We start from the raw sequence: 25,225 nt of genomic DNA on the forward strand, positions 1-25,225 counted from the left end.
TCGGCCCGGGTCCCCCGTGGGGCCCGGGCTTCCGTGTCACGTCATCTATTGCCGCGACATCGATGTCGCATCACGCATGTCATGCCACCCATGCCACGTCACGCATGTCGTGACATCCATGACGCATCACGCATGTCACGTCATGGATGTCACGACACCTACTGCCACGTCACCAATTGCCACGTCATCCATGACGCGTCATCTGTCGTCACGCCGATCATTGACGCGTCACACACCTGTCCTGACTGACTGTTAGGTTGGCCCCACCCCGTCCACCACCAGGAGGCCCGGCCATGCCCGCCGCCCGCACGCTGTCCGACCGCGAGCTGACGGTCTCCTTCTTCGAGCGCCAACTCCTGCACCGGCCCGAGGGTTCGGGCCCGGCCGAGGCGGTGGCCCGGCTGGCCGCGCTGCAGGCGCAGTACTCGCCCTCGCCGCACCTGGCGCTGTGGGCCCGGCTGCCGGGGTTCGGGTACCCGGAGCTGGAGGCGGCGCTGCTGGACGGCACGGTGGTGAAGTCGACGCTGATGCGCGGCACCCTGCACCTGGTGTCCGGGGCGGACTACGGGCACCTCGCGGCGGCCTGGCGCCGCCAGTGGCTGACCGACCTGCGCGGGCGGCACAAGACGGCCGGCCTGGACGAGGACGCCCTCGAAGCCTCGCTGCGCGCCTTCACCGCCGTCCCGCGCGGCACCGACGAGCTGCGCGCGCACACCGCCGAGGCGTCCGGCGGCCGGGTCCGCGAGGCCGACCTGCTGCACTACCCGCGGGCGCTGCTCCCGCTGGTGCACGTCGCCCCGTCCGGGCACTGGCGGGCGCACGGCAAGCCGCAACTGGTGCTGTGGGACGGCGAGCTGCCGGCCGAGCCGGCCGCCACCGTCCGCCTGGTGCGCCGCTACCTGGCGGGCTACGGCCCGGCCTCGCGCGCCGACGTCGCGCACTTCGGCGGCCTGCGGCTGCGCCAGGTCGATCCGGCGCTGGCCGAGTTGGACGGGCGCGGCGAGCTGGTGCGCTACCTCGCCGAGGACGGCCGCGAGCTGCTCGACCTGGCGGACGCCCCGCCGCCGTCCGACCCGGGCCGCGAGCTGCCGGTGCGCTTCCTGCCGAAGTGGGACGCCGCGCTGCTCTCGCACGCCGACCGCACCCGGATGCTGCCCGCCGAGATCCACCAGCAGGTCTACCGGGCGGTCAACGGCACCCTGCTGGCCTCCTACCTGGTGGACGGGCTGGTCGCGGGCGTCTGGGAGCACACCCGCACCCGCGGTGCCGCCGCCCTCACCCTCACCCCGCTGCTGCCGCACGCCCGCCGCCCCGAACTGGAGCGGGAGGGCGAGCGGCTGCTGGCCTTCCTGGAGCCCGACGCGGACCGCCGAACGGTGCGCTTCGCCTCCTGAGCGACCCCGACCCCGCCCCTGCCCTTGAGCCCGACCCCGACCCCGATCCCGAGCGGTCCGGCCCCGCTCAGCCCTGCCCGTCCAGCTCCGCCAGGAACGCCAGCGCGGCCGCCCAGGTCCGTTCGGCGGCCTCGGCGTCGTGGTCGGGCAGGTCGGCGTCGGTGTAGAGGTGCCCGGCGCCCCGGTAGCGGTGGACCTCGACGTCGGCGCCGGCCCGGGTCATCCACAGGTACCAGGTGTTCAGCCAGTCCTCGGACTCGAACGCGTCCGGCTCGGCGACGTGCAGCTGCACCGGGATCTCGGTGGCGGCGTCCTCCCGCAGGTCGGAGGTGCCGTGCAGGAGCAGCAGCCCGCGGGCCTGCTCGTCGGCGAGCGCCAGGTTCTGGGCGAGCGCGCCGCCGAGCGAGAACCCGGCGTACACCAGCCCGCCCTCGACCGGCAGCAGCGGCGCGACGGCCCCGACGGCCCGGCGCAGCAGTTCGTCGTTGCCGATCTCGTCGCGGTACGCCATGCCCTCCTCCAGGTCGTCGAAGGTCCGGCCCTCGTACAGGTCGGGGGTGTGCACGGTGTGTCCGGCGGCGCGCAGCCGGTCGGCGGCCGCGGCGACGGCGGGGCGCGGGCCGTACGCGGAGTGGAACAGGACGATCTCGGCCACGGGTCTGGCTCCTCGGTGCTGCGGGTGGGTGCTGCGGACGGGCGGTGCGGACGGACGGCCGTGCCGGCGCGGGACGGCCGGCACCGACCCTCCATGATCGCCCATCCCCGGACGCGCGGAGGCCCGGCCCACCGGGTGGTGGGCCGGGCCTCCGGCACCTGGTCCTACTGGGGGTCGGTCATCGCGTTCAGAACGAGGCGCTGACGGTGGTGCCGGCGAAGTCCTGTCCGGCGGCGTAGAGGCTGACGAAGTTCCAGCCCGCGGTGGGGTTGGCGATGGTCAGGGTCTCGGTGTTGCCGCTGTTGGTGGACTTGGCGGTGTTGGCGCCGGTGGTCGCCCAGGTGGCGGCGTTGTAGTACAGGTCGGCGTTGCCGGTGCCGCCGGAGGCGTTGATCTTCAGGCTGGCGGTGCCGTTCGGCACCCAGACGAAGAAGTACGCGTAGTTGCCGTTGGTGGCGGCGACGTTGCTGCGGACGCAGCCCTTGTCGAGCTGGCGGGTGTCCGCGGCGGTGCACTCGCCGCCGCCGGTGTTGCCGGGCGGGGTGGTGGCGGTGCCGTTGGTGGCGGTGATGGAGACGCCGGAGATCGGCTGGTCGCCGGCCGCGTAGAGGCTGACGTAGTTCCAGCCCTCGGTCGGGTTGGCGATGGTCAGGGTCTCGGTGTTGCCGCTGTTGGTGGACTTGGCGGTGTTGGCGCCGGTGGTCGCCCAGGTGGCGGCGTTGTAGTACAGGTCGGCGTTGCCGGTGCCGCCGCTGGAGCTGACGGTCAGGTTGGCGGTGCCGGCCGGGACCCACACGTAGAAGTACGAGTAGTCGCCCGCCGCGGCGGAGGCGTCCTTGCGGGTGCAGCCGAGGTCGATCTGCTGGGGGCTGGCCGCGGTGCAGTCGCCGCCGGGGGTGGTGGGCGGGGTGGTGCCGGAGCCCTTGCCGCAGGCGCCGGCGTTGCAGGCGGTCAGCCAGGTGTTGAAGTCGGCGTCGTAGCGGGTGCCGATGGTGGTCTTCAGGATGGTGCGGGCGCCGGCCCAGTCACCGGTGCGGTACTTGGCGAGCACGGCGTCCATGTCGGAGCGGTGCTGCTCCAGCATGTAGCGGACGGCCAGGTAGCCCCAGCTGTAGATCCGGGTCTGGTCGGCGTTCTGGTAGGTGGTGTCGAACAGGGTGGACAGCGGGTAGGTGTGCTGGCCGGCCTGGTCGATCGCGCCGGTGTTGTCGGCGCCGCGGTAGCCGTAGTTGACGTACTCGGCGAAGCCCTCGACCCACCAGACGGTCGGCGTGGTCAGACCGGCGTCGAAGTCGCCGTACATGTCGAACCGGCCGTCGAGGAAGTGGGTGTACTCGTGGTTCAGGTTCCAGATCTGGAAGTCCGGACGGACCCACTCGGCCTCGTAGGCGATGAACCGGGGCTGGTTGCCGGCCGCGGTCGGGTCGCCCTCCAGGTACATGCCGCCGTTGTTGGTGGAGATGCCGAAGATGATGCCGGCGTACTTCTGGTAGTCGCTGCTGGAGTGGAAGACCACCACGTCGATGGTGGTGTTCTTGTCGTCCGCGACCGGGCCGTTGTCCTTGGCCACGTTGTGGAAGTACGCGTCCTGGCCCTTGAGGCTGGTGCAGGCGGTGGCGAGCTGGTCGGCGGTCAGCGACTGGGCGATGATGTCGATGCTGTCGCTGCAGGTGTAGTTGACGGTCAGCACCGCGGCCTTGACCCGGTTCACCAGGTCGCAGGTGCCGTAGTAGGCGCAGTTGGCCTTGTCGTAGCTGTCGGTCATCTCGGCGAGGCCGACCCAGAGCGAGGCGGTGTTGCCGGTGATCGAGCTCTGGTCGAGCAGGCCCTTGACCATCGGGCTGACGGTCGGCTTGAGGTCCGCGTACTGCAGGAAGCGGCCCAGCTCGCGGCCGGAGTTGGCGACCAGGAAGTCCTTGTCGGTGCCGAGCCGGCCGATGTTCCGGTTGGCGAAGGACTGCAGGGTGCTCAGCACGCTCGGGTCCGCCTTGACGGCGGGCAGGAAGTCGCTGTTCTGGTGGCCGCGCCAGAACACCGTGAAGGTGTTGTTGACGGCGTTGACCATGTACCAGGACGCGTCGTAGCTGCTGTTGTAGCCGTTCAGCAGGCGCTTGACGACGTTCAGGTAGCGGGCGTTCTCCAGCGAGCTGTCGATCAGGGTGACCGCCTCGCCGAGGGTCTCGCCGTTGGCGTCGGTGACGTCCTGCGCGTGCGCGCTGTTGAAGAAGGCGTCCAGGCCGCCCTCGATCGCGCCCTTCAGGTTGCTGCCGTAGGTGCCCACCACGTCCGCGTTGTACCACTGGACGTAGTAGCCGGCCCGCAGGTAGAGCACGATCTGGTGGGCCGAGGCGGAGTTGTCGCCCGCGTAGTTGGCGGACACGTCGCGCAGCGCGTTGGCGACGGTGACCATCTGCGACTCGTTGAAGGCCGCCTTCGCGTCGTTCCCCTTCAGCAGGAACAGCGAGTTGACGCAGTCGACGGTGGACGCCTTGATCTGCGCCACCAGGGCCGCGCCGGTGCGGCCGGTGAAGTCGGACGCGTTGCACGCCGTGGTGGCGGTCGGCACGTCGCCCGGCAGGCCGCCGGGCTCACCCTTGGCCGCCAGCGGCGGGCGCTTGCTCGCGTCGGAGCGGACGTTGCTGGCGGAGTCCTTGCGGAGCTCGGACGCCGCCGAGCTCAGCGGCGCCTCCTTGCCCGCCTTGGCCGCCCGGTCGGCCTTGAGGGCCTGGTCGGAGTTCTCGGACTTGGCCGGCTTCTGCCCGGCCGGGTCGGCGGCTCGGGCCCCCGGCGCCAGCGCGCCGAGGAACCCGAGGGCCATACAGAGGGACAACAGCAGACTCAGCGTCCGTCCTGCGGACGCGAACGCCATCCGGAAGGTTCGCACGTGGGGGCCTCCGGGCCGATATGACGCCGTGATTTGGGGCACGGCAGAGGGTCGGTGGCCGCCGAGATGCCCCTCGACGGCCGGTGACATGTACAATTACACATGTCACCTGTCATCGAAAGAGTTCGGGCAGAAGTCAACTGCCGGTCATAACTCCCCGGTTGGACACCCAGCCGCACCCAACCCTGCTCAGGGGGCCGTCGACACCCTTCCGGCACCTTCTCGCCCCAATTCGGCCAGACAGTACCGCCGGATCGCGTCCGGGGTGGTGAGGGCGTTGCCCAGCAGGGCCCCCGCCACGGTCATCCCGGCGGGAACGGCGACGCCCGGGAGCAGGACGGACTCGCGCAGCGTCGCCCCCCGGCCGACCGTGGCACCGGGGCCGACGACGGTGGGCCCGATGATCCGGCAGTCGGTTTCCAGGACGGCGTGGGCGCCCACCGCCAGCGGCCCTTCCAGCCGGACGCCCGGCGCGATCACGGCGGTGGGGTGCACGTGGACGCCGGGGGCGACCTCCGGCTCGTCGGCGCGGATGCCGAGCCGGCCGGCCAGCGCCTCACCGGTGCCCCGGACGTAGCCCTCGGCCTGGCCGAAGTCCTCGAACTCGTAGGTCCCGGCGTACGCGTGCAGGGTGCCGGTGGCGGCCAGCGGCGGCAGGAAGTCCTCGTTGAGGTCGAAGGACTCGCGCGCGGGGACGTGCTCCAGCACCTCCGGCTCGAAGATCCAGGTGCCGGTCGCACCGTGGCGCCCCCGGGCTTCCACCCCCGGCTTGGACTGGTACTCGGCGACCCTGCTGGTGCCCGCGGCGAGCACGGCGACGTCGCCGCCCCACTCCTCCAGCGGCCACGAGTGCTCGAAGGTGGCGACCGTCGCCCGCGCCCCGGACGCCCGGTGGAAGGCGAGCATCTCGTCGAGGTCCAGGGTGGAGAGCATGTCGTTCGTGGTGACCAGCAGGGTGGCGTCCCGCCAGAACTCGGCGCAGAACGGGAGGATCCCGCCGGTGCCGAGCAGGACCGGCTCGCGGAACCAGGTGATCCGGACGCCGAGTGCGCTGCCGTCACCGAGCACGGCCTCCAGCTCCTCCGCGAGGTGGAAGGTGTTGACGGCGATCTCGGTGATCCCGGCGGCCCGCAGGCGTTCGATGACGTGCACGACGACCGGGCGGTTCAGGACGGGGAAGAGCGGCTTCGCCAGTTGGTCGGTGAGCGGCGCGAGGCGGGTGCCGAGGCCCGCGCCGAGGACGAGGCCCTTGACGGGCCGGGCGGCGGCGTCCGGTGCTTGGTGGCGCATCAGCGGGGTACTCCGATTCGGGCGAGTTCTTCGAGTGCCACGTCGGTGGCGGTCGGGCGGTAGCGGACGAGGGAGAGCGCGGTGACGGCGAGCGTGCCGAACTCCGTCCCGGCCCGGGCCGCCACGTGGTCGGCCAGCGCCGGTTCGGGGACGATCGGCGGCCGGTAGACCACCAGCGAAGCGTGCGCGGTGTTGCGGATCCGGTCCGCGTCACCGCCCGGGACGCCCGGCCGCCCCGCGGACCGGGCCGCGGCGTGCAGCCTGGTGCGCAGTTCCCGCAGGGCCGGGGTCGGGTAGCCGCAGGCGAACAGGCCGCCCGGCGATCCGCCCAGGCCGCGCAGGGTGACCGCCAGCCCGCTCAGCCCCTGGACGGCTGCCCGCGCCTGGTCGGCGTAGTGGGTGACGGACCGCTCGCCGACCTCGTCCGCGAAGCCCTCGACGCTGCGGACGGTCAGGTGCAGGTGCTCGGGCCGGTACACCAGGTGCGGCGCGGAGCGGAGCCCGGCGAGGGCGGCCAGTTCGGCGGCGAGCGCCTCACCCGGCGCGCCGTCGACCCGGACCACCAGGCTCAGGCCCCAGCGGGGGCTCCCGTGGACCGGGATCCCGTCGGCCTGGTGGGAGGCTTCGCGCAGCGCCCGCTCCCCGTCGCGCCACAGCTCCCGGTAGACCTCGGCGAGCGGGTCGGAGCCGGTCTGCGGCGATGCTGCGGCTGCGGTCACGGGTGGTTCTCCTCGCTGGTGCGGTCGGCCGGTGACGGTCCGAGGGCGGCACCGACTCCGGCGAGCAGGGTGCGGTGCAGGGTGCCGTTGGTGGTGAGCAGCGTTCCGGTGCCGAGATCGGGCCGCCCGTCGAGGTCGCTCCACTCGCCGCGGGCTTCCTCGACCACCAGGGCCGGGGCCGCGAGGTCCCAGATCCGGGCGCCGTGGGAGAGCGCGCCGTCGACCGCGCCCTCGGCCACCTGCACGTGGCCGAGGAAGTTCCCGATCCCCCAGGCGGTGCGGCAGGTGGCCGCGTAGGCGGTGAGCCGGGCCAGCTCCCGCGGCGGGTACTCGTGGGCACCGCCGAACGCGAAGGACGCCTCGGAGAGTTCGGCGACCCTGGAGACGGACAGCCGGCGGCGCCCGTCGGTGTGCGCGCCGCGACCGCGCTCCGCCCACCAGGTGCGGCCGAGGGAGGGCGCGCTGACCACTGCCGCGACCGGCCGCGATCCGCTGCACCAGGCCACCAGCGTGCCCCAGACCAGCCCGGCCCGGCGGAAGTTCTCGGTGCCGTCGATCGGGTCCACCACCCAGCAGCCCTCCGCCGGCGCGCCGTCCAGGCCGTACTCCTCGCCCAGCACGGCCTCGCCGGGGGCGAGTTCGGCGAGGACCCGGCGGATCCGCTCCTCGGTGGCGAGGTCGGCCTCGGTGACCACGGACCCGTCGTCCTTGGCCCAGCTCCGCAGGGACCGGTCGCGGTGGAACTCCAGCGCCGTGTCGGCCGCCGCGCGGGCGACGGCCCGGGCGATCCGCAGTCGGTCAGAGGTCATGGTAGGAGGTCCCGTCGATCTCCAGGCGCCCGATCAGCTCCTTGCAGAAGTCGTCGTTGGGCCCCATCAGCGAGGCCGCGAGCGCGTCGCGCAGGTGGCGCTCGATCGTCAGCGGCCCCCGGGAGTAGGCGATGCCGCCGCTGGCCATCATGGCTTCCCTGGCGACGGCGGAGGCCGCCTCGGCCGCGGCGACCTTGCACGCGGTCATCGGGACCGCGAGCTCTTCGAGCTGCTGCCCCCGGTCGACGCGCCGCGCGAGGTCCGCGGTCATCGCCCGGATCCCGGCGATCTTGATGGCGTTCTCGCCGACGTGTCGGCGGGCGACCGGGTAGTCCCCGAGCCTGGCGCCGAACCCGGCGGGGTCGCCGGTGTAGCGGCGGGAGCGGATCCGGCCGAGGGCGGCCCGGTGCGCCGCGGTGGCGATCCCGAGGTAGGCGGAGCTGACCCCGAGGTGGTACACCGGCTGGTTCGCCTCGTTGTACCGGCGCAGGCCGTCCCCGTCCGTGCCCGCGTAGAGCCGGGCCTCCGGCCCGACCTCGGAGCGGAACCGGATCCAGGTGCTGCTGTTGCCGGCCAGGCCGAGGCCCTGCCAGGTGCCGGAGGTGATCTCCCCCTGGTCGGCCCGGACCGCGAAGACGGCGTGGTCCCGGTCCCCGGTCGCGCCGGGGGCCCGGGTGGAGACCACGTAGAGGTCGGCGTGGCCCGCCGAGGTCGCGAAGCTCTTGTCGGCAGTGATCCGGTAGCCGTCGGCGGTCGGCTCGGCGGTGCTGGAGACGGACCACCACTGCGAGCCGGAACCGGGCTCGCTGATGGCCTCGGTGACCAGCCACCGGTTGTCGAGGATGGCGCGGAGGTGGTCGCGTCGGCGCCCCGCCTCCGGAATCGCCAGGAAGGAGCTGAGCGCGGTGACGTGCATGACGTAGACCATGGCGGTGGAGGCGCAGGCCTCCGCCAGCCGCGTCACCGTCTCGCCGAACTCCCGCGCGCTCGCGCCCGCCCCGCCGTCCTCGACGGGCACGGAGAGGCCGAGGAAGCCGGCCTCGCCGAGCGCCTTGATGCCTGCGGACGGGAAGGCTCCGGTCTGGTCGACCTCGCCGGCGGCCGGAGCGACGACGTCGTGGATCACGGCGTCGAGCGCGCGGGCCCGGTCGGTGCGGTCCGGTGGAACGTGCATGGGCATCCCAAGTGGTGTGTCGGTGTGAGGATTCGTGTGGTCAGCCGGTGGCGGCCAGGGCGGCCCCCAGGACGCCGGCCGCGCGCCCGAGCCGCCCGGGGGCGACGCGCAGGCCGCGCCTGGTGAGCGGCATGGTGTGGCGCTCGACGGCCCGGACGAGGTCGTCCCCGAAGAGGTCCCAGACCGCGGCCACGCCGCCCCCCAGCACCACGGCCTCGGGGTTGAAGAGGTTGGCCAGGCCCGCCGCGGCGACCCCGAGCAGGCGGCCCGCCCCGGCGTACGCGGCCCGGGCCTGCGGGTCGCCGGCCCGGGCGGCCAGGGCGACCTCGGCGGCCCCGGTCACGGACCGGCCGGTGGCCGCGGTGTACGCGGCGGCGATCGCGGTGCCCGACGCGTACTGCTCCAGGCAGCCCCGTCCGCCGCACGGGCAGGGCGGACCGTCCGGGTCGACCACCAGGTGGCCGATCTCGGCGGCCAGTCCGGCCCGGCCGGTGAGCAGGGCTCCGTCGACGACGACGCCGCCGCCCACTCCGGTCCCGACGAACAGGCCCACCACGTGCCGGGCGCCCCGGGCGGCGCCGTACGCCCGCTCGGCCAGGACCGCCGCGTTGGCGTCGTTGCAGACGCCGAGCGGAAGCCCGGGGGCGAGCCGTACCTCCGCCGGGTCGAGCCCGCGCAGGGCCGGCGCGGTCGGGACCGATCCGATCCGGCCGGTGGCCGGATCGACCGCCCCGGGGATCGCCAACCCGGCCCCGACCACCGTGACGGAGGAGCCGGCCCGCTCGGCCGACTCGGCGTACAGGTCGGCGAGTTGGCCGATCAGGTCGGGTGAGCGGGGCAGGTCGAGCAGCGGGGTCAGCAGGGCCCCGTCGGCGCCGACCAGTGCGGCCCGCACGCTGGTGCCGCCGACGTCCGCCCCGAACCGGGCGGGCACGGCGAACCGGTCAGCCGGCGACACGGTGGACCTCTCCTTCGCGGGCGAGGCGGACCGGCACGCCCGGGCAGCGGGCCGCGGTGTCCGCCAGGACGCGGTCGGCGGTGGCGGCCGCGTAGTGCGTGAGCAGGGCCAGGCCCGGCCGGGCGGCGTCGATCACCCGGGCCGCGTCGGCGGGGCACAGGTGCCAGCGCGGCCCGGCGGCCGGGGTCGCCGGGTCGGTCACCTCGATCAGCAGCACCTCCGCCCCGGCGGCCAGTTCGGCGAGGCCGGGGAACCAGCCGGTGTCGCTGCTGAAGACCAGCCGCGCCCCGTCCGGGTCGGTGAACCGGACGGCGTGGGCGAGCGTGTTGTGCCGGGAGCGGACCGCCTCCACCGTGAGGCCCCCGACCTCGAACGCCGGCCCCTCCGCGTACGTCCGGACCTCGAACGCGGGGTCGAAGTAGCCGGCCCCCAGCCCGAGCGCCTCGCCGAGGGAGCGCAGCACGGCGGGCCCGGTCTCCGGCAGGTACAGCGGGAGCCGGGGCAGGGCGTGCACCACCCGGTGGTTGCGCAGCGCCACCAGGTCGAAGCAGTGGTCCGGGTGCATGTGCGTGATGAGCACCGCGCCCAGGCCCGCCGGGTCCGCGTACCGGCGCAACGCGCCGACCGCCCCGTGGCCGCACTCCAGCAGCACGTCGGCCGTCGGGCTGCGCACCAGGTAGCAGGAGGTGGCGCTGCCGGGATTGGGCACGGCGCTGCTGGCGCCGATGATCTGCAGGCTCGTCACCTCGCGGCCTCGCGGGCGGCCGCCCGGTCGAGGACCCGGACGATCCGGTCGGTGGCCTCGTCGGCCTGGGCGTGGGTGAGCACCAGCGGCGGGCTGAGGCGGACGGTGTCGCCGTTCACTCCGACCACGAGGCCGCCGTCCAGGAACGCCCGCTCGGTCACCGGGTGCCGCAGTCGCACGCCGATCTGGAGCCCGGTGCCGTGCACGGACTCGACGTTCGGGTGGTCGGCCAGGGCCTGGACGAGCGACAGCCGCCACTGGGTTCCGACGACGGCCGCTTGCTGCGCCGACTCCCGTTCCGACAGCAGGCGCAGGGTGGTGGCGGCGGCGGCGACGGCGAGCGGGTTGCCGCCGAAGGTGCTGGAGAGCCCGCCCGGGAGGCCGTGCGGCGGGAGCGCGGCGAGGGCGGCGGGCGCGAGCACCGCACCGATCGGCACCCCGTTGCCCATGCCCTTGCCCAGCACCATCAGGTCCGGGGTGACGCCGGCCGCCGTCGCGGCGAACATCGCACCGGTCCGGCCGAAGCCGGTCACCACCTCGTCCAGGATCAGGAGGGTCCCGGAGTCGGCGCAGGCCGCGGCGAGGCCCGGCAGGAAGCCGGGCGCGGCGGGACGGTTGCCGCCGCTGCCCTGGACGGGCTCGACCAGGACCGCGGCGACCGTCCGGGCGGCCAGGGCGGCCCGGACCGCCACGACGGCCTCGGCGGGGGCCGGCGCGTCCGTGTCGGCGCCCGGATAGGGGAGGCGGACCACGGATTGGCACCCGCGCCCGCCCGGGTGCCAATCCGTGGTCCACCGCACCGACGCCGTGGATCCCGCCCTGCCCCAGGCCCTGGCCGAACGGTTCGCCCACCACCTCCACCGCCTCTCCACCCAGCCCGGGGACCTGTGATGAAACGACTCGGAATCGTCTACGACGAGGAGGCCGCCTCGTTCGGGGAGATCCAGGCCGCCCTGGCCAAGGTCTCCTCGCCGGTCTTCCTGCTGCCGCCGAGCGAGCACAACCGCCGGCTGCTCCCGCTGATCCGCCGGGGCGGCGAGACCGTGGTGCTTCCGGGCGAGGCGGCCGGGGACGCCGCCGCGGTCCGGGCCGCCGCCCTGGACGGCATCGTCACCTTCAGCGAGCAACAGCTGGCCCGCACCGCCGAGTTCGCCGCGGCCGTCGGCCTCGCGTTCCACTCACCGGAGACCGCGGGGCTGTTGACCGACAAGTTGGGTCAGCGCGAACGGCTGGCCAGCACGGGGGTGGACACCGTGCCGGTCCGCACGGTGCGCACGGTCGAGGAGCTGGACGCCGCGCTGGCGGGTCCCGTCGGCCTCCCCGCGGTCCTCAAGCCCCGGACCGGCAGCGGGAGCCGGGAGACCCACCGGATCTCCGACGCCGCCACCGGAAGGGCGCTGTTCCGTGAGGTCCTGGAGCGCGGCGAGGTGGGCGAGTTCGTCCTGGAGGGCTACCTGCGAGGTGCGGACACGGCCCCGTTCGGCGACTACGTCTCGGTCGAGAGCCTGGCGGTCGACGGCCGCGTCCACCATCTCGCCGTCACCGGGAAGCTCCCGCTCGCCCCGCCGTTCCGCGAGACCGCGCAGTTCTGGCCGAGCCAGCTGCCGGAGGCGGCGGCGCGGGAGGTCGTGGAACTCGCCGACCGGGCGGTGCGCGCGCTCGGCGTCACGACCGGCCTCACCCACACCGAGATCAAGCTGACCCCGTCCGGGCCGCGCGTCATCGAGGTCAACGGGCGGCTCGGCGGACTGATCCAGGAACTCTCGCTGCGCGCCGCCGGGTTGGACCTGATCCGACTCGCCGGCCTCGTCGCCCTCGGCGAGCACCCGCGGCCGGAGCCCGTCCGCCCCGCGCGGGTGTACTACCAGTACACCAACCCGGCACCCCGCTTCCCGTCGGTCCTGGAACGGATCGACGGCGTGGACGCCGCACTGGGCGAGCCGGGCGTCACCAGCTGGATCCCGCACGTCCGCCCGGGGAGCGCGCTCCCCGGCGGAGTGATGACGCAGACCCTCGACCTGCTCTGCGGTGACGCCCCGGACCACGACGGGATGCTCGCCACCCTGGCCGCCGTCCTCGCCGGGCTCCGCTTCACCTTCACCACCCCGGACGGTCCCACCACGCTGACCGCCGACCGGCTCGCCCACTGACCCACCCCACCCGTCGACCCACCGCCACGCTGGAGAACCGCATGCACGACCCCGAGACCCTGGCCGCCCTCCACACGGCCTGGAGCGCAGTGCTCGACGTCGAAGCCACTTCCGACGAGGACAACTTCTTCACCTCCGGTGGCGACTCCCTCGGCGTCGTCGACCTGATGGAGCGCGTCGAAGCCGACCTGCGGATCGAGTTCCCGCTGGAAACGGTCTTCCTCGACGGCCGGTTCGGCGCCATCGCCGCCGAGTGCGCCAAGCGCCGGGCCGCGACCATGACCGCGACCGCGACCAGCACCGACTGACCCATGGCCACCCGGGACACCCTCGTCACCCGCTTCGAACGAGTCGCGCGCCGGCACCCGGAGGCGGTCGCCTTCGAACACGACGGCCGCACCGTCACCTACCGCGAGCTCCCCGCCCGGGTCGGAGCGGTCCAGCGCCTCCTCCCCGTCGGCGCCGGGCGGATCGGCCTGCTCGGCACCCGCAGCCTGGCCGCCTGCCTCGGCTACCTGGCGGTCCTGCGCACCGGAGCCGCCACCGTACCGCTCAACCCGGCGTTCCCCGCCGACCGCAACCTGGCGGTCTGCCGGCTCGCCGGGGTCGACACCGTCCTCACCGACGGCTGCGCGCCCGATTCCGTCCTGCGGCACTACCGGGACGCGGGCCTCACCGTCGTCCGCGTCCCCGACCCCGACCCGACGGCACCCCCGCCGCCGCCCCCGCCCGCCGCACCGACCGATCCGGACGCCGAAGCGTACGTCCTCTTCACCTCCGGCTCCACGGGAGTGCCCAAGGGGGTGCCGGTGCGCCACCGAAACGCGGTCGCGTTCCTCGACCACCTCGTTCCCCACTACGGCTTCGGCGTCGGGGCGCGGGTCGCTCTCGCCGTCGACCTCGTCTTCGACCCCTCGGTGATCGGCCTGTTCGGCTCGGTCTGCAGCGGAGCCACCGCGGTCCTCCCGGTGGCCCAGGAGGCCCTGACGCCGACGCACTTCGTCCGGGCCCGCGACATCACCCACCTCTTCTCCGTGCCCTCGGCCATCGTCCGGGCCGGCCAGCTGCGCCTCCTCGGCCCCAACAGCCTTCCCAGCCTGCGCTGGAGCGGATTCGGCGGCGAGCCCCTGACCGCCGAACAGGCCGGCGCGTGGGCCGCGGCCGCGCCCGCCTCCCGGATCGCCAACGTCTACGGGCCCACCGAACTCACCGTCTTCTGCACCGGCTACGACCTGCCCCCCGATCCCGCGCACTGGCCCGCCACCAGCAACGGCACCGTCCCGATCGGCCGGGTGCACCCCGGGCACGACTGGCTGCTGCTCACCCCGGACGGCCGCCCCGGCGAGGACGGCGAACTCTGCGTCCGCGGCCCGCAGCGCTTCACCGGCTACACCGACCCCGCGGCGGACGACGGCCGCTTCTTCGCGTACGACCCCGCTGCCCCGCACCTGCCACCGGTCGTCCACGACGGCGGCGCCCCGCTCACCGCCGCCCACTGGTACCGCACCGGTGACCGGGTGCGCCTGGAGCACGGCACGCTCGTCCACGTCGGGCGCCTGGACCGCCAGGTCAAGGTCCGCGGCTTCCGGGTCGAACTCGCGGATGTCGAGACCGGGCTGCGCCGCGTAGCGGGCGTGTCCGGTGCGGCGGTGGTCCGCACCGCCGACACGACCCTCCACGCCTTCCACACCGGCAGCCGCCTCACCCAGGAGGAACTGCTCGCCGCACTGCGCGAATGGCTCCCGCCCTACATGCTCCCCGCCCGAACCAGCTGGCTCCCGGAACTACCGCTGAACCACAACGGCAAGGTCGACCACCGCCGGCTCACCGAGCTGCTCCCGCAGCGCACGTGACCGCCCGTGCCCGCGCCCGGGTCCGCTTCGGACCCGGGCGCGGGCACGGGACTATCCCGCCAACCGGCCCGCCAGCTCCGGCAGGTCCGCGACGAACCACAGCTGCAGGCCGCGGTTGCTCTCCCGGACGAAGTCGCGCAGCGCGTCCGACCCCGCCACGTGCGCGGCGACGTCGCCGACCACCGCGAGGCCCATCCGGTACTGCGCGAACTTCTGCACCACCGCGCCCGCGACGCCGCTGCGCAGCCGGAAGAACTCCGCGCCAAGCCGCTCCACCGGCAGCGCCACCCAGGCCGCCTCCCGGTAGTACGCGTCACCCAGCAGGTCCAGCGCCTGGCGCTCCCCCGCCACCGCCTCGCCCTCGGGCGCGGCCACCATCACCCGCACCCCGCCCAGTTCCCGCACCGCCGTCACCGCATGCCTCCGGTCAACTCGTCGATCAGCACCAACATCTCGGACACCCGCCGGGGCGGGCCCATCACCACGAAGCGCAGCGCGCTCCGCTCCTCCTCCCGCACCGCCTGCACCCACAGCGGCCGCGGCCCCCCGGACCACGCCGAGGCCGCCGCCAGCACGCCCGTGACCAGCCGGTCGGCGTCGCGCGGGCCCACCCCGTCGACCTGGACCACGGCCGAGACGTCCGCCCGCATCGGCTTCGCCGGCACCCCGCCCCCGGTGAACGCCTCCGCCTCGGCCCGTGCGATCCGGTACTGCTTCCCGATCCGCACCGCCTTGAGCTTCCCGTCCCGCACGTAGCCCCGCACGGTCTTCACGTGCAGGCCCAGCAGCTCGGCCACGTCCTCGACGGAGTAGAAATCCTGCATTCCCTATCCTTCCCTATTACGCCCCATGATACGGCCTGATAGGGAAGTTTCCCGTACGCCACTCCGACCTCTCCCCCAGAAAACCGCCGCGCTCCCGCCCCGCGCCGACCACCCCCCGCGCACCCACCGACCACCCCCGCGCACCCCCACGCACCCCCGGGGAAAAACCCCTTGCGCCGTGCCCGCCAGCGGCTAAGGTGGTCCACGTCCCGCCGCGCCGCCGTGCGCTCGCGGGCCAGACGAGAGGAGGTGTGGACCGATGGTTGTCGCCGTGACGCGGCGTGCCCTCGTGTGCGCGCCATACGCCTCCCCCCGTCTTCGCCCCACCGGCTGACAGCGCCCCTTTCACGCGCCCCGGTGGGCCACTCCTCAGGAGCCACCGCAGTGCGCGAGCGCTTTGCCGACACCGATTCCTTCTCCCGCATCCGCCCCAAGGGTGCTTCCCGTCGCGGCCGCCGAACCGACCGCTTCGACGACGACCAGCCGGAGTACGACTACTTCGGCAGCCCCGAGGCCAACGGCTTCGACGGCCCCGACGTCTCCGACGGCCTCGCGGGCGGCGAGCCGGAGTTCACCGCCCCCGTGACCGACGGTCCCCCCACCGGCGACCGCTGGTCGACGTGGGACCAGTCCACCCCGACCGAGAAGGGCCCCGAGCCGCGCCCCGACTGGGTCGTCACCGAACTCGCGGCCGTCGACACCGAGCTGGGCATCGTGAAGACCGGCAAGGAGGCCGACGTCTTCCTGCTGGAGCGCGCCGTCCCCGGCACCGGCCGCCGCACCCTGATGGCCGCCAAGCGGTACCGGGACGCCCAGCACCGGATGTTCCACCGGGACTCCGGCTACCTGGAGGGCCGCCAACACAAGGAGTCCCGGGTCAGCCGGGCGATGGCCAAGCGCACCGCCTTCGGCAAGGAGGCGATCGCCGGCCAGTGGGCGGCCGCCGAGTTCGGCGCGCTCTGCCGGCTCTGGTCGGCGGGCGTCGCCGTGCCGTACCCGGTGCAGATCACCGGCACCGAGATCCTGATGGAGTTCGTCGGCGACGAGAACGGCACGGCCGCGCCCCGGCTGGCCCAGCTCCGCGCCGAGGAGGCCGACGTCGACGACCTGTGGGCGCAGTTGGGCCGCAGCCTGGCCCTGCTGGCCTACGACGGCTACGCGCACGGCGACCTCTCGGCGTACAACATCCTGGTGCACCGCGGCCGCCTGGTGGTGATCGACGTCCCGCAGATCGTCGACGTGGTGGCCAACCCGCGCGGCCTCTCCTTCCTGGAGCGGGACGTGCGCAACGTCGGCGCCTGGTTCGTCTCCCGCGGCCTCCCGGCCGCGAGCGTCGAGGCCCTGGTCGAATCCCTCGCCGCCGACGCCCGCCTGCGCCGCTGACACCCCCGCCCGGCCCCCGCCCCCACCCTCTTCCCGCCTGACCTCCACTCACCTCACGCGCTCCACCTGGTAGTTGGTGCGCGCAACGGGTGTAGAGTCACCGCGGTCGGGCGGGGCGGGGGCACCGGCTTCCCTCTCCGCGTCCGAACGGTCAGAATCACTGCTGACAGGTCGTCCAACACGCTCGGGGGATGCGGGACATGTGGGGTCGGGGCACGGTGCTCGGGGGCCGGTACGCCCTCTCCGAACGGCTCGGCAGCGGCGCCATGGGCGAGGTCTGGCGGGCCGAGGACCAGGTGCTCGGCCGCCAGGTGGCGGTCAAGATCGTGCTGCCCGCGCTGATGGAGGACGAGGTCTTCGCCGCCCGCTTCCGCCGCGAGGCGACGGTGCTGGCGGCGATGAACCACCGCGGCGTGGTGCACATCCACGACTACGGCGAGGACGGCACCGAACCGGACGCGAAGACCGCGTACATCGTGATGGAGCTGCTCACCGGCAAGCCGCTCGACAAGGCCCGCGGCCGCGACGCCTTCCCGCCCGACCGCGCGCTGGACGTCGCCGCCCAGGTGCTGGACGCGCTGCACGCCGCGCACCGGCAGGGCATCGTCCACCGGGACATCAAGCCGTCCAACCTGATGATCGACGCGGACGGACGGGTCACCGTCACCGACTTCGGCATCGCCCGCACCCTCGCCGACACCCGGATCACCACCGCCCACGCGGTGATCGGCACCGCCCTCTACATGGCCCCGGAACGCGCCGAGGGCAAGGACGCCTCCGCCGCCTCCGACCTGTACTCGGTCGGCGTGGTGCTGCACGAACTGCTGTCCGGCGCAGTGCCGTTCACCGGCGAGAGCCCGCTGGAGGTGGTGCTCAAGCACGTCCGCGAACCGGCACCCGAACTGCCGGAGAGCGTGCCGGCGCCCGTGCGGGCGGTGGTCGCCAAGGCGCTCGCCAAACAGCCGGGGGACCGCTACCCGGACGCGGCGGCGATGGCCGTCGCCGCCCGGCAGGCGATGTCCACACCGGCCGCCCTCGGCACCGTGCTCGGCCCGCCCGAGGCCGTCGAGACCCCGCCGACCGTCCCCGCCCCCGGACCGACCGCCGAACCGAGCCCCTCCCCCGCCCCCTCCCCCGCGCCCAAGGAGCAGCGCGCCGGGCGCCGCCGCCTGGCCACCCTGCTGCTGCCGATCGTCCTGGTCACCGGCGGCGGCGTGACCGCCCACCAGCTCGACCTGCTGCCCTGGCAGCAGGGCCAGGGCGGGAACAACACGGCCGGCTCCACCCAGCACCCCGGCGACGGCCCGACCACCGGCGGCACCGGCACCGGCACCACCGGCACCGGCCCGTCCCCCACCGACTCCGGCACCACCCAGGCTGCCCCGACCCCGCCGCCGTCCTCCCCGTCCGCCGAGACCCCCGCTCCCCCGAACACCGACCAGGGCGGCGGCACCGGCACCACCCCGAACGGTGCGGGCGGCACCGGCACCGGCACCGGCTCGACCACCAACGGCTCCGGCAGCTCAGGCGGTTCCACCAACTCCGGTGGTTCCACCAACTCCTCCGGCTCGACCAACTCCTCCGGCTCCGGCGGCTCCACCAGCACCGGCGGCGGCGGGAGCAGCACCGGCGGCGGCAGCACCCCGGCCCCGCCCAAGCCGACCACTCCGGCCGCCACCACCCCCGCCGGCCCGGCCAGCGGCTGCGGCGGCTCCGGCTGGGGGCGGCTGAGCAACACCGGGAGCGGCCGGACCATCGGTCTCGGCTCCGACGCCGTCAGCGCGGGCGTCCCGGTGGTCTCCGGCGGGTCCACCTCCTACGGCTGGATCAAGGCCACCGACGGCAGCGGCGTGACCACCTTCACCGCCTGCCGGGCCGGCAGCGGGATCGAGCTCGGCGCGCGGTACGCGGGCAGCCCCAACATCGCCGAACTGGCCGGCTCCAGCTCCTTCGGCGACATGACCAACTGGTCGCTCGCCGACGCCGGCTCCGGGAACTTCCAGCTCAAGTTCGGGTACGGCCCGCAGGGCTGCCTGACCGACAACGGCAGCGGCAGCACCCTCACCGTCAACACCTGCAACGCCGGGGACAGGTCCCAGCTCTTCCGCTTCTCCTGACGTCCACCCTGAGAACTCCACCGATTCCCCTCCCCCGCAGCGCAGTTGTCGCACATTCGGGGCAGAATGCGGTCATGGCCGAACAGTACTTCTCCGCCTTCGCGGTGGACGCCGCCGTCCTGCTGGCCCTCCCCGGCTCGGGCGACCGCCCCCTCCCGGGCGTGGCCCCCTCCGAGGCGCTCGGCGAACTGCTCTCCGGCCGGATCCGCCCCGACTCGGACTCCCGCTACACCGCCCTGCTCCCCGCCCTCGCCGGCGCCTTCGGCACCCCCCTGGGCGCGGTCTCCGTCCCGGGCCGGCACTGGGACGACCTGACGGACGTCTTCGAGGCCCTCGAACTGCCCGCCCTGACCACCCTCTGGTCACGCCCCTGGGCCTTCCCCGCGGACGCCACCGACGACTGGCCGTGGCCGTACCCCACCCTCGCCCCGCGCACCGGCACCGCCGAACTGCTCACCGAGCTCGCCGCCCTGGCCTCGGAGTCGGTCCCCGAGCAGGACGTCCCGAGCCTGGACGAGGACGACCTGGAGGAGGCGTCCTGGTTCCTCACCGAGCACCTGCCCGTCTGGACCTCCCGCGCCCACGCGCTCGGCCTCGACCTCCTGCTGGTGCGCGACGGCGCCCGGTGACACGTCATCGATGACGCGTCACCGATGACGCTACACAGATGCTCCGACACGAATGACGCGACATCGATGACCCTTCACCGATGTCGCGTCATCGATAACAAGGCATCGATGCCTCGGCACGAATGACGCGACACCAATGACGCGACATGGATGCCTCGACACCAATGTCGCGTCACCGATGACGCGACATCGATGAGGCATCACCAATGCCACGTCACCGATGTCACGTCACCAACCACGCCCACCCGCCCTCAGGACACCACGTCCTTGCCCGCGAACCCGCGGAACGCCAGCGCCAGCAGCACCACCGAGTACGACAGCGACAGCACCACGCCCTGCACCATGCCGCCCCACTCCAGTTGCGGCTGCAACGCGTCCGCCCAGGCGTACTGCCAGTGCGCCGGCAGCCACTCCCGCAGCGAGCCGAGCGCGGTGACGGCGTCCAGCACCCCCGTGATGATCGAGAGGAAGACCGCGCCGCCGACCGCCCCGAGCGGGGCGTCCGTCGCCGTCGAGAGCCAGAACGCCAGCGCGCCGATCACGATCTCGGCGAGGAAGACGTACAGCACGGCGATCGCCAGCCGGGGCAGCGCCTCGGTCGCGGACAGCGTCGCCCCGGTGGGCAGCTTCAGGTCGCCCCAGCCGTACGCCGCGGTGCCGACCAGCAGCCCGACCGCGGGCAGCAGCACCACCGCGGCGGCCGAGAACACCATCGCGACGGTGAACTTCCGCACCAGCAGCCGGGCCCGGGGCACCGGCGCGGCCAGCAGGTAGCGCAGCGAGGACCAGCTGGCCTCGGAGGCCACCGTGTCGCCGGAGAACAGCGCGACCGGGATGATCAGCAGGAAGCCGGTGCCCATGAACAGCAGCGTGGTGGCGAAGTTCGCGCCGGACGCGGTGGCCAGCTCGATGAACGTGGTGCGGTTCTCCCGGCCGGGCGTGCCGCCGATCTGGAACGCCCCGAGCACCACGAACGGCAGCGCCGCCAGCACCCCGCCGATCACCAGCGTGCGCCTCCGCCGCAACTGCCGCATCGCCTCGACCCGCAGCGGCAGCGTCCGCCCGGCCCGGTAGCCGGGCGCGGCGGTGCCCTGTTCGACCCCTGTCACCGTGCCGCTCATCGTGCCCACACCCCTCCGTACACAGCCCCGCTCCCACCCGCACCAGTCACACAGGTCGCACCATTCACGTCAGTCACACTGTTCACACCAGTCACACGACTCCCGCCACTCACGAGGCCGCCCCCTGGATCAGCGACAGGAACGCGTCCTCCAGCCGCCGCTGCGGCCCGATCCCGCTCACCGGCACGTCGAGGCGCACCAGTTCGGCGGTCAGCCGACTCGCGGGCAGACCGTCGAGACGGACCAGCAGCCCGCCGTCCACGGCTTCCGCCGAGGCGATGCCGGCCAGTTCGGCGAGCTTCTCGGCCACGGCGCCGACGCCCTCGTAGCCGTCGTCGACGGTGACCAGGAGTTGTTCGCCCGCGCCGGTGATCTCCCCGGTGGGCCCGGCGACGACCAGTCGGCCGCGTTCCATCACCACCAGGTGGGTGCAGGACTGCTCGACCTCGGCGAGCAGGTGGCTGGAGACGATGACCGTGCGCCCGGCGGCGGCGTACCGGACCATCACCTCCCGCATCTCGCGGATCTGCGGCGGGTCGAGGCCGTTGGTCGGTTCGTCGAGGATCAGCAGGTCGGGCAGGCCGAGCATGGCCTGTGCGATGGCCAGCCGCTGCCGCATGCCCTGCGAGTAGGTGCGGACGGCGCGTTCCAGGGCCTCGCCGAGGCCGGCGATCTCCAGGGCTTCGGCGAAGTGCGCGTCCTCGACGGGCCGTCCGGTGGCGGCCCAGTACGACTCCAGGTTGGCCCGGCCGGAGAGGTGCGGCAGGAAGCCCGCGCCCTCGACGAACGCGCCGACCCGGGAGAGCACCGGCGCGCCGGGCCGGATGGCGTGCCCGAAGACCCGGATCTCGCCCTCGTCTGGGCGGATCAGGCCCATCAGCATCCGCAGCGTGGTGGTCTTGCCGGCGCCGTTGGGGCCGAGCAGGCCGAGCACCTGCCCGGTCTCGACCCGGAACGACAGTTCGCGCACCGCGTACCGGTCGGTGGAGCCCTTGTACCGCTTCGACAGGCCGGTGATCACCAGCGGCACCGCGGCCAGCTCCGGGTCGGGCGCGGGCGCGCCGTCCCGCCGCCGCCGGGCGAACACCAGCAGCGCGGCGGCGGCCAGCGCGACCAGCGGCAGCACCCAGGTCCGGGCCGGCAGCGGCGCGGCCTCGGTGCGCAGTTCGGGCACGGTCGGGACGGTCAGCGGGCCGGCCTCCGAGACGGTGTACGTGGCGGCCCGGTCGGGCGAGGCGTACGCGAGGTCGGTGGCGGCCAGGACGAGGCGCAGCCGGTGCCCGGCGGGAAACTCGTGGTCGACGGCGGGCAGCGTGACCCGCACGGTCCGCCCGCCGTCCGCGTCGGCGCCGGTCACCCGCAGCGGGGCGACCAGTTGCTGCGGCAGGCTCTGCTTGCCGTCGGGGGCGACGTCGTAGAGCTTGGCGAACAGCACGGCCTCGGGGGCGTCCGCCTTCACCCGCACCGACACCTGGGGGGCGCCGGTCAGGTGCAGGGCCCCGGTCAGCGGCGGCGACTCGAAGGAGGCGTTCTGGCCGGGGAAGTCGAGCGACAGTCCGGCGCCGACCGAGGAGAGCTGGGACAGCGCGCCGATGCCGGGCAGGGTGGAGATGTTCGGCGGCGCCCCGCCCGGCGGATTGGCGAACTCCTTTTCGCGGCCGGTCAGTTGCACCTCCTGCTGGGCCGTCCCGCCGAGGCCGGGGTACGCGTCGGCGTCGGCGCCGCGCAGCACCGCCTGGAAGCCGGTGGAGTCGACGCCGCCGGTCCGGGTGACCCGGAACGCGGGGCCGGTGTCGGTGCCGTCGCCCTTCAGGTAGTGGTCGAACCAGGCGGTCACCCGGGCGTCCGCGCGGGTGCTGGTCTCCTGGCCGCCGTCGTGGCCGGCACCGAACCAGTCGACCGAGACGGGGGCGCCGTTCGCGGCGACCGCCCGGGCGATCCTGTCTCCCTGGTCGAGCGAAAACAGCGAGTCCTGCTGGCCCTGGATGACCAGCGTCGGCACCTTGATCCGGTCCGCCACGGCGGCGGGGCTGGAGCCCTCCAGCAGTTTCACCGCGTCCGCGTCCGGCCGCCCGGCCGCCGCCACCCGGTTGTACATGTCGCACAGCTCGGCCCGGAACCGCCCGCAGCCCACCGCACCGCCGCCCTCCGGGCCCCCGGAACCAGCCTCCGACCCCGACCCCGACCCCGACGCCGACCCCGGCCCTGACCCCGATCCCGACGCCGACCCCGGCCCTGACCCCGATCCCGACCCCGATCCCGCCGTCATCGACGACGAACCGGTGGTGAAGAAGATCCCGGCCCACAGCTTCTTGAAGACCCCGTCGGCGGCCGAACTCCCCTGCGCGGCCTGCGGGAAGAGCGCGTCCGCCAGGTCGAACCAGGTGATCTGCGGGGCGATCGCGTCGATCCGGCTGTCGTACCCGGCGGCCAGCAGCGACACCGCCCCGCCGTACGAGGCGCCGGTCACGCCGACCTTCGGGTCACCGGCGGCGTCCAGTCGCACCTCGGGGCGCTGCGCGAGCCAGTCCACCAGCCGGGAGACGTCGGCGACCTCGCGCTCGGGCTGGTCGAGGCCGATCTGCCCGCCCGACTTCCCGAAGCCGCGCGCCGACCAGGTCAGCACCGCGTAGCCGTGCCGGGCCAGTTCCTCGGCGCGCGCCCGCAGGTCGTCCTTCGACCCGCCGAAGCCGTGCGCCAGCAGCACGGCCGGGCGCCGCCCGGAGCCGCCGGCGGTGAAGAACGAGGTGTCGATCCGGACGGTCCCGGTGCCGCCGGCGACCTCGGGCAGCTCCAGGAAGCGGTCCTCCCGGTGCACTTGCTCCGGCTGGCCGGCCAGCGCGACCGCCCCGCCGCCGACCAGCAGCACGGCCGCCGCTCCACCGGCCAGCACCGCCCTGCGCCTGGTCCACCACCCGCGCCACGCCCCACCGAAGCCCATGCCGGTGATCCTAACCGGGCCCCTGGTAGGGAATCCGTCAGCGCACCTCCCCCTCCACCCCCTCCTCTGTCTCCTCCCCCTCCTCTGTCTCTGCCGCCTCCGCCTCCCACTCGGCGATCCGCGCCACCAGCGCCGCCCGGTCGTCCGCCGCCGTCCCCGCCCGGGCGTCCCGCACCTCCGCCATCCGCCGCCGCACCGCCGCCCGCTCCGCCGCGCTCCCGGCCGCGGCGTGCCGCTGCGCCAACCGCCCCAACAGCCGCCCGGCCACCGCCAGGAACGCCTCGTACACCACCGCCGTCGGCACCCGCTCGTCGAACACCATGCCCGCCCCCTCCCCGCCGCCCGCCACCCCGACACCCGCCCCGCACCCGTCCACCCGTCCGCCCGTCCCCCCTCCAACACCCGCCCCGCACCCGACACTCACCCACCCCGGGCTCCCAAATACCCACGTTCCCGCGCGATAGGGTGCGAATCCCCCACCCCCGGACCGCCCGAGGTGACCGTGTTCTGGCCGCTCGTCAGCCTGCTCGCCGCGATCCTCGCCACCCTGCTGGCCGGCTGGCTGGTCGACCAGCTCCTCCAGCGGCTGGCCGCCCGCCACCCGGACGCCCCGGTCTGGGCGCAGCTGCGCCGCTGCCGCGTCCCGCTCCAACTGGTGCTGCTGTCGGCCCTGTTGCTGGCGGCCCAGCCGGTCCGCCGGATCTTCCACACCGAGGACGACGGCGTCCGGCACGGCGTCCTGCTGGTGCTGATCGGCTCGCTCGGCTGGCTGACCGTCCGGGTGCTGACGGCGGTGGTCGAGGCCGCGTTCAGCCGCTACGAGACGGTCACCGAGGACGCCTCCCGGGTGCAGCGGGTCCGCACCCAGCTCGGTCTGGTCCGCCGGGTCGGCGCGGCGGTCGTCTGGGTGGTGACGGGCGGCGCGCTGCTGCTGACCTTCGACGCGATGCGCACGGTCGGCGCCAGCCTGCTCGCCTCGGCGGGCATCATCGGCATCATCGCGGGCATCGCCGCCCAGTCGACCCTGGGCAACTTCTTCGCGGGGCTGCAGATCGCGTTCAGCGACACCGTGCGGATCGGCGACACCGTGGTGGTGGACGGCCAGCAGGGCACCGTCGAGGAGATCACCCTCTCCTACCTGGTGCTGCGGCTGTGGGACTACCGCCGCCTGGTCGTCCCGGTCTCGTACTTCGTCTCCAAGCCGTACGAGAACTGGACCCGCCGCGACCCGGGCCTGTTCGCCTGGGTGCTGCTGTACCTCGACCACCGCACCCCGGTCGGCGCGCTCCGCGCCGAACTGGAGCGCTACCTCGCGGCCAGCCCGCTCTGGGACGGCCGCGAGTGGTCGCTCACCGTCAGCGACACCACGCCGTCGACCATCGTCGTCCGCGCCATGATGACCGCCCGCGACCCGGACACCACCGCGGCCCTCAAACTCGCCGCCCGCGAACACCTGTTGGCCCACCTGCGCGACCACCACCCGGAGTCCCTGCCCCGGGTCCGCACCGAGTGAGCGGCGGGGCCGCGTCCGGCACGCGCCCCCGCCGCAGCCCCCGCCACTACCCCCACCACTGCCCCC

Annotated in this window: 22 protein-coding genes; 8 read left to right on the top strand and 14 right to left on the bottom strand. The window is 74.1% G+C overall.

What is annotated here, in order from left to right; genetic code table 11:
- Nucleotides 1-293: 293 nt before the first annotated feature.
- On the top strand, nucleotides 294-1,394 hold the full coding sequence (locus tag KSE_RS10260; RefSeq protein ID WP_014135228.1) for a winged helix DNA-binding domain-containing protein: 1,101 nt from the start codon (nucleotides 294-296) through the stop codon (nucleotides 1,392-1,394).
- Between the two features lie 67 nt (nucleotides 1,395-1,461).
- Here the strand turns inward: KSE_RS10260 and KSE_RS10265 are convergent, their stop codons facing one another.
- The 9 genes from KSE_RS10265 to KSE_RS10305 form a co-directional block, all read right to left on the bottom strand.
- A complete protein-coding gene (locus KSE_RS10265; protein WP_014135229.1) occupies nucleotides 1,462-2,049 on the bottom strand; it encodes a dienelactone hydrolase family protein in 588 nt (195 codons plus the stop codon).
- A 187-nt stretch (nucleotides 2,050-2,236) separates the two neighbouring features.
- Nucleotides 2,237-4,867, bottom strand: a complete 2,631-nt coding sequence (locus KSE_RS10270; protein ID WP_231873153.1) for a M9 family metallopeptidase — start codon at nucleotides 4,865-4,867, stop codon at nucleotides 2,237-2,239.
- Nucleotides 4,868-5,122: 255 nt separating this feature from the next.
- Complete coding sequence (locus KSE_RS10275; RefSeq protein WP_014135231.1) at nucleotides 5,123-6,223, bottom strand: nucleotidyltransferase family protein; 1,101 nt, start codon at nucleotides 6,221-6,223, stop codon at nucleotides 5,123-5,125.
- Entirely contained in the window at nucleotides 6,223-6,942 is a 720-nt protein-coding gene (locus tag KSE_RS10280; protein WP_014135232.1) for a 2'-5' RNA ligase family protein, read from the bottom strand. Before KSE_RS10280 ends, KSE_RS10275 begins: the two co-directional genes overlap by 1 nt.
- Nucleotides 6,939-7,751, bottom strand: a complete 813-nt coding sequence (locus KSE_RS10285; RefSeq protein ID WP_014135233.1) for an inositol monophosphatase family protein — start codon at nucleotides 7,749-7,751, stop codon at nucleotides 6,939-6,941. The genes KSE_RS10280 and KSE_RS10285 overlap by 4 nt, the downstream gene beginning before the upstream one ends.
- Nucleotides 7,741-8,925: an acyl-CoA dehydrogenase family protein gene (locus KSE_RS10290; RefSeq protein WP_014135234.1), complete on the bottom strand. Its 1,185-nt coding sequence runs from the start codon at nucleotides 8,923-8,925 to the stop codon at nucleotides 7,741-7,743. Before KSE_RS10290 ends, KSE_RS10285 begins: the two co-directional genes overlap by 11 nt.
- A 40-nt stretch (nucleotides 8,926-8,965) precedes the next feature.
- Nucleotides 8,966-9,883: an ROK family protein gene (locus KSE_RS10295; protein WP_051055165.1), complete on the bottom strand. Its 918-nt coding sequence runs from the start codon at nucleotides 9,881-9,883 to the stop codon at nucleotides 8,966-8,968.
- Nucleotides 9,870-10,628, bottom strand: a complete 759-nt coding sequence (locus tag KSE_RS10300) for an MBL fold metallo-hydrolase (RefSeq protein ID WP_014135236.1) — start codon at nucleotides 10,626-10,628, stop codon at nucleotides 9,870-9,872. Before KSE_RS10300 ends, KSE_RS10295 begins: the two co-directional genes overlap by 14 nt.
- Nucleotides 10,625-11,380, bottom strand: coding sequence for an aminotransferase class III-fold pyridoxal phosphate-dependent enzyme (locus KSE_RS10305; protein ID WP_051055167.1), 756 nt, complete (start codon nucleotides 11,378-11,380; stop codon nucleotides 10,625-10,627). Before KSE_RS10305 ends, KSE_RS10300 begins: the two co-directional genes overlap by 4 nt.
- 138 nt (nucleotides 11,381-11,518) lie before the next feature.
- Between KSE_RS10305 and KSE_RS42055 the strand changes: the two genes are divergently transcribed.
- Genes KSE_RS42055 through KSE_RS10320 form a run of 3 tightly spaced genes read left to right on the top strand, consistent with a single transcriptional unit; the run spans nucleotide 11,519 to nucleotide 14,631 of the window.
- The gene (locus KSE_RS42055; RefSeq protein ID WP_014135238.1) at nucleotides 11,519-12,778 is read left to right on the top strand and encodes an ATP-grasp domain-containing protein; all 1,260 of its coding nucleotides are present in this window, start codon (nucleotides 11,519-11,521) and stop codon (nucleotides 12,776-12,778) included.
- 41 nt (nucleotides 12,779-12,819) lie between these two features.
- Nucleotides 12,820-13,086 carry a phosphopantetheine-binding protein gene (locus KSE_RS10315; RefSeq protein ID WP_014135239.1) on the top strand — a complete coding sequence of 89 codons (267 nt, stop codon included), beginning with the start codon at nucleotides 12,820-12,822 and terminating at the stop codon, nucleotides 13,084-13,086.
- 3 nt (nucleotides 13,087-13,089) lie between these two features.
- Nucleotides 13,090-14,631, top strand: a complete 1,542-nt coding sequence (locus KSE_RS10320; protein WP_014135240.1) for an AMP-binding protein — start codon at nucleotides 13,090-13,092, stop codon at nucleotides 14,629-14,631.
- 51 nt (nucleotides 14,632-14,682) lie between these two features.
- On the opposite strand, the gene KSE_RS10325 is transcribed toward KSE_RS10320, so the two are convergent.
- Both KSE_RS10325 and KSE_RS10330 read right to left on the bottom strand, forming a co-directional pair.
- Nucleotides 14,683-15,045 carry a DUF4180 domain-containing protein gene (locus KSE_RS10325; RefSeq protein WP_033260182.1) on the bottom strand — a complete coding sequence of 121 codons (363 nt, stop codon included), beginning with the start codon at nucleotides 15,043-15,045 and terminating at the stop codon, nucleotides 14,683-14,685.
- Nucleotides 15,042-15,455, bottom strand: coding sequence for a helix-turn-helix domain-containing protein (locus tag KSE_RS10330; RefSeq protein WP_014135242.1), 414 nt, complete (start codon nucleotides 15,453-15,455; stop codon nucleotides 15,042-15,044). Before KSE_RS10330 ends, KSE_RS10325 begins: the two co-directional genes overlap by 4 nt.
- Before the next feature lie 384 nt (nucleotides 15,456-15,839).
- Between KSE_RS10330 and KSE_RS10335 the strand changes: the two genes are divergently transcribed.
- The 3 genes from KSE_RS10335 to KSE_RS10350 all read left to right on the top strand — a co-directional run bounded on the left by KSE_RS10335 (nucleotide 15,840) and on the right by KSE_RS10350 (nucleotide 19,584).
- Nucleotides 15,840-16,838, top strand: a complete 999-nt coding sequence (locus KSE_RS10335) for a serine protein kinase RIO (protein ID WP_014135243.1) — start codon at nucleotides 15,840-15,842, stop codon at nucleotides 16,836-16,838.
- Nucleotides 16,839-17,029: 191 nt separating this feature from the next.
- Nucleotides 17,030-18,955 carry a serine/threonine-protein kinase gene (locus KSE_RS45755; protein WP_014135244.1) on the top strand — a complete coding sequence of 642 codons (1,926 nt, stop codon included), beginning with the start codon at nucleotides 17,030-17,032 and terminating at the stop codon, nucleotides 18,953-18,955.
- Nucleotides 18,956-19,029: 74 nt separating this feature from the next.
- Entirely contained in the window at nucleotides 19,030-19,584 is a 555-nt protein-coding gene (locus KSE_RS10350) for a hypothetical protein (RefSeq protein WP_014135245.1), read from the top strand.
- Nucleotides 19,585-19,835: 251 nt separating this feature from the next.
- Here KSE_RS10350 and KSE_RS10355 read toward each other — a convergent pair whose 3' ends face one another.
- The 3 genes from KSE_RS10355 to KSE_RS44505 all read right to left on the bottom strand — a co-directional run bounded on the left by KSE_RS10355 (nucleotide 19,836) and on the right by KSE_RS44505 (nucleotide 23,968).
- Nucleotides 19,836-20,705 carry an ABC transporter permease gene (locus KSE_RS10355; RefSeq protein ID WP_014135246.1) on the bottom strand — a complete coding sequence of 290 codons (870 nt, stop codon included), beginning with the start codon at nucleotides 20,703-20,705 and terminating at the stop codon, nucleotides 19,836-19,838.
- Between the two features lie 109 nt (nucleotides 20,706-20,814).
- Entirely contained in the window at nucleotides 20,815-23,646 is a 2,832-nt protein-coding gene (locus tag KSE_RS10360; RefSeq protein ID WP_014135247.1) for an alpha/beta fold hydrolase, read from the bottom strand.
- 37 nt (nucleotides 23,647-23,683) lie between these two features.
- The gene (locus KSE_RS44505; protein ID WP_158413052.1) at nucleotides 23,684-23,968 is read right to left on the bottom strand and encodes a hypothetical protein; all 285 of its coding nucleotides are present in this window, start codon (nucleotides 23,966-23,968) and stop codon (nucleotides 23,684-23,686) included.
- A gap of 174 nt (nucleotides 23,969-24,142) precedes the next feature.
- On the opposite strand from KSE_RS44505, the gene KSE_RS10370 reads away from it, so the two are divergent.
- Complete coding sequence (locus tag KSE_RS10370; RefSeq protein WP_014135249.1) at nucleotides 24,143-25,159, top strand: mechanosensitive ion channel family protein; 1,017 nt, start codon at nucleotides 24,143-24,145, stop codon at nucleotides 25,157-25,159.
- Nucleotides 25,160-25,225: the final 66 nt, after the last annotated feature.

This window comes from Kitasatospora setae KM-6054 (assembly GCF_000269985.1).
In the GTDB taxonomy this organism is placed as follows: Bacteria; Actinomycetota; Actinomycetes; order Streptomycetales; family Streptomycetaceae; genus Kitasatospora; species Kitasatospora setae.

Bases quoted from the DNA above. Each gene is read 5' to 3' on its own strand.
- KSE_RS10330 (WP_014135242.1), bottom strand. From the start codon at position 15,455: ATGCAGGATTTCTACTCCGTCGAGGACGTGGCCGAGCTGCTGGGCCTG.
- KSE_RS10270 (WP_231873153.1), bottom strand. From the start codon at position 4,867: ATGGCCCTCGGGTTCCTCGGCGCGCTGGCGCCGGGGGCCCGAGCCGCC.
- KSE_RS10355 (WP_014135246.1), bottom strand. From the start codon at position 20,705: ATGAGCGGCACGGTGACAGGGGTCGAACAGGGCACCGCCGCGCCCGGC.
- KSE_RS10350 (WP_014135245.1), top strand. From the start codon at position 19,030: ATGGCCGAACAGTACTTCTCCGCCTTCGCGGTGGACGCCGCCGTCCTG.
- KSE_RS10360 (WP_014135247.1), bottom strand. From the start codon at position 23,646: ATGGGCTTCGGTGGGGCGTGGCGCGGGTGGTGGACCAGGCGCAGGGCG.
- KSE_RS10285 (WP_014135233.1), bottom strand. From the start codon at position 7,751: ATGACCTCTGACCGACTGCGGATCGCCCGGGCCGTCGCCCGCGCGGCG.
- KSE_RS42055 (WP_014135238.1), top strand. From the start codon at position 11,519: ATGAAACGACTCGGAATCGTCTACGACGAGGAGGCCGCCTCGTTCGGG.
- KSE_RS10320 (WP_014135240.1), top strand. From the start codon at position 13,090: ATGGCCACCCGGGACACCCTCGTCACCCGCTTCGAACGAGTCGCGCGC.
- KSE_RS10290 (WP_014135234.1), bottom strand. From the start codon at position 8,925: ATGCACGTTCCACCGGACCGCACCGACCGGGCCCGCGCGCTCGACGCC.
- KSE_RS44505 (WP_158413052.1), bottom strand. From the start codon at position 23,968: ATGGTGTTCGACGAGCGGGTGCCGACGGCGGTGGTGTACGAGGCGTTC.
- KSE_RS10275 (WP_014135231.1), bottom strand. From the start codon at position 6,223: ATGCGCCACCAAGCACCGGACGCCGCCGCCCGGCCCGTCAAGGGCCTC.
- KSE_RS10315 (WP_014135239.1), top strand. From the start codon at position 12,820: ATGCACGACCCCGAGACCCTGGCCGCCCTCCACACGGCCTGGAGCGCA.
- KSE_RS45755 (WP_014135244.1), top strand. From the start codon at position 17,030: ATGCGGGACATGTGGGGTCGGGGCACGGTGCTCGGGGGCCGGTACGCC.
- KSE_RS10260 (WP_014135228.1), top strand. From the start codon at position 294: ATGCCCGCCGCCCGCACGCTGTCCGACCGCGAGCTGACGGTCTCCTTC.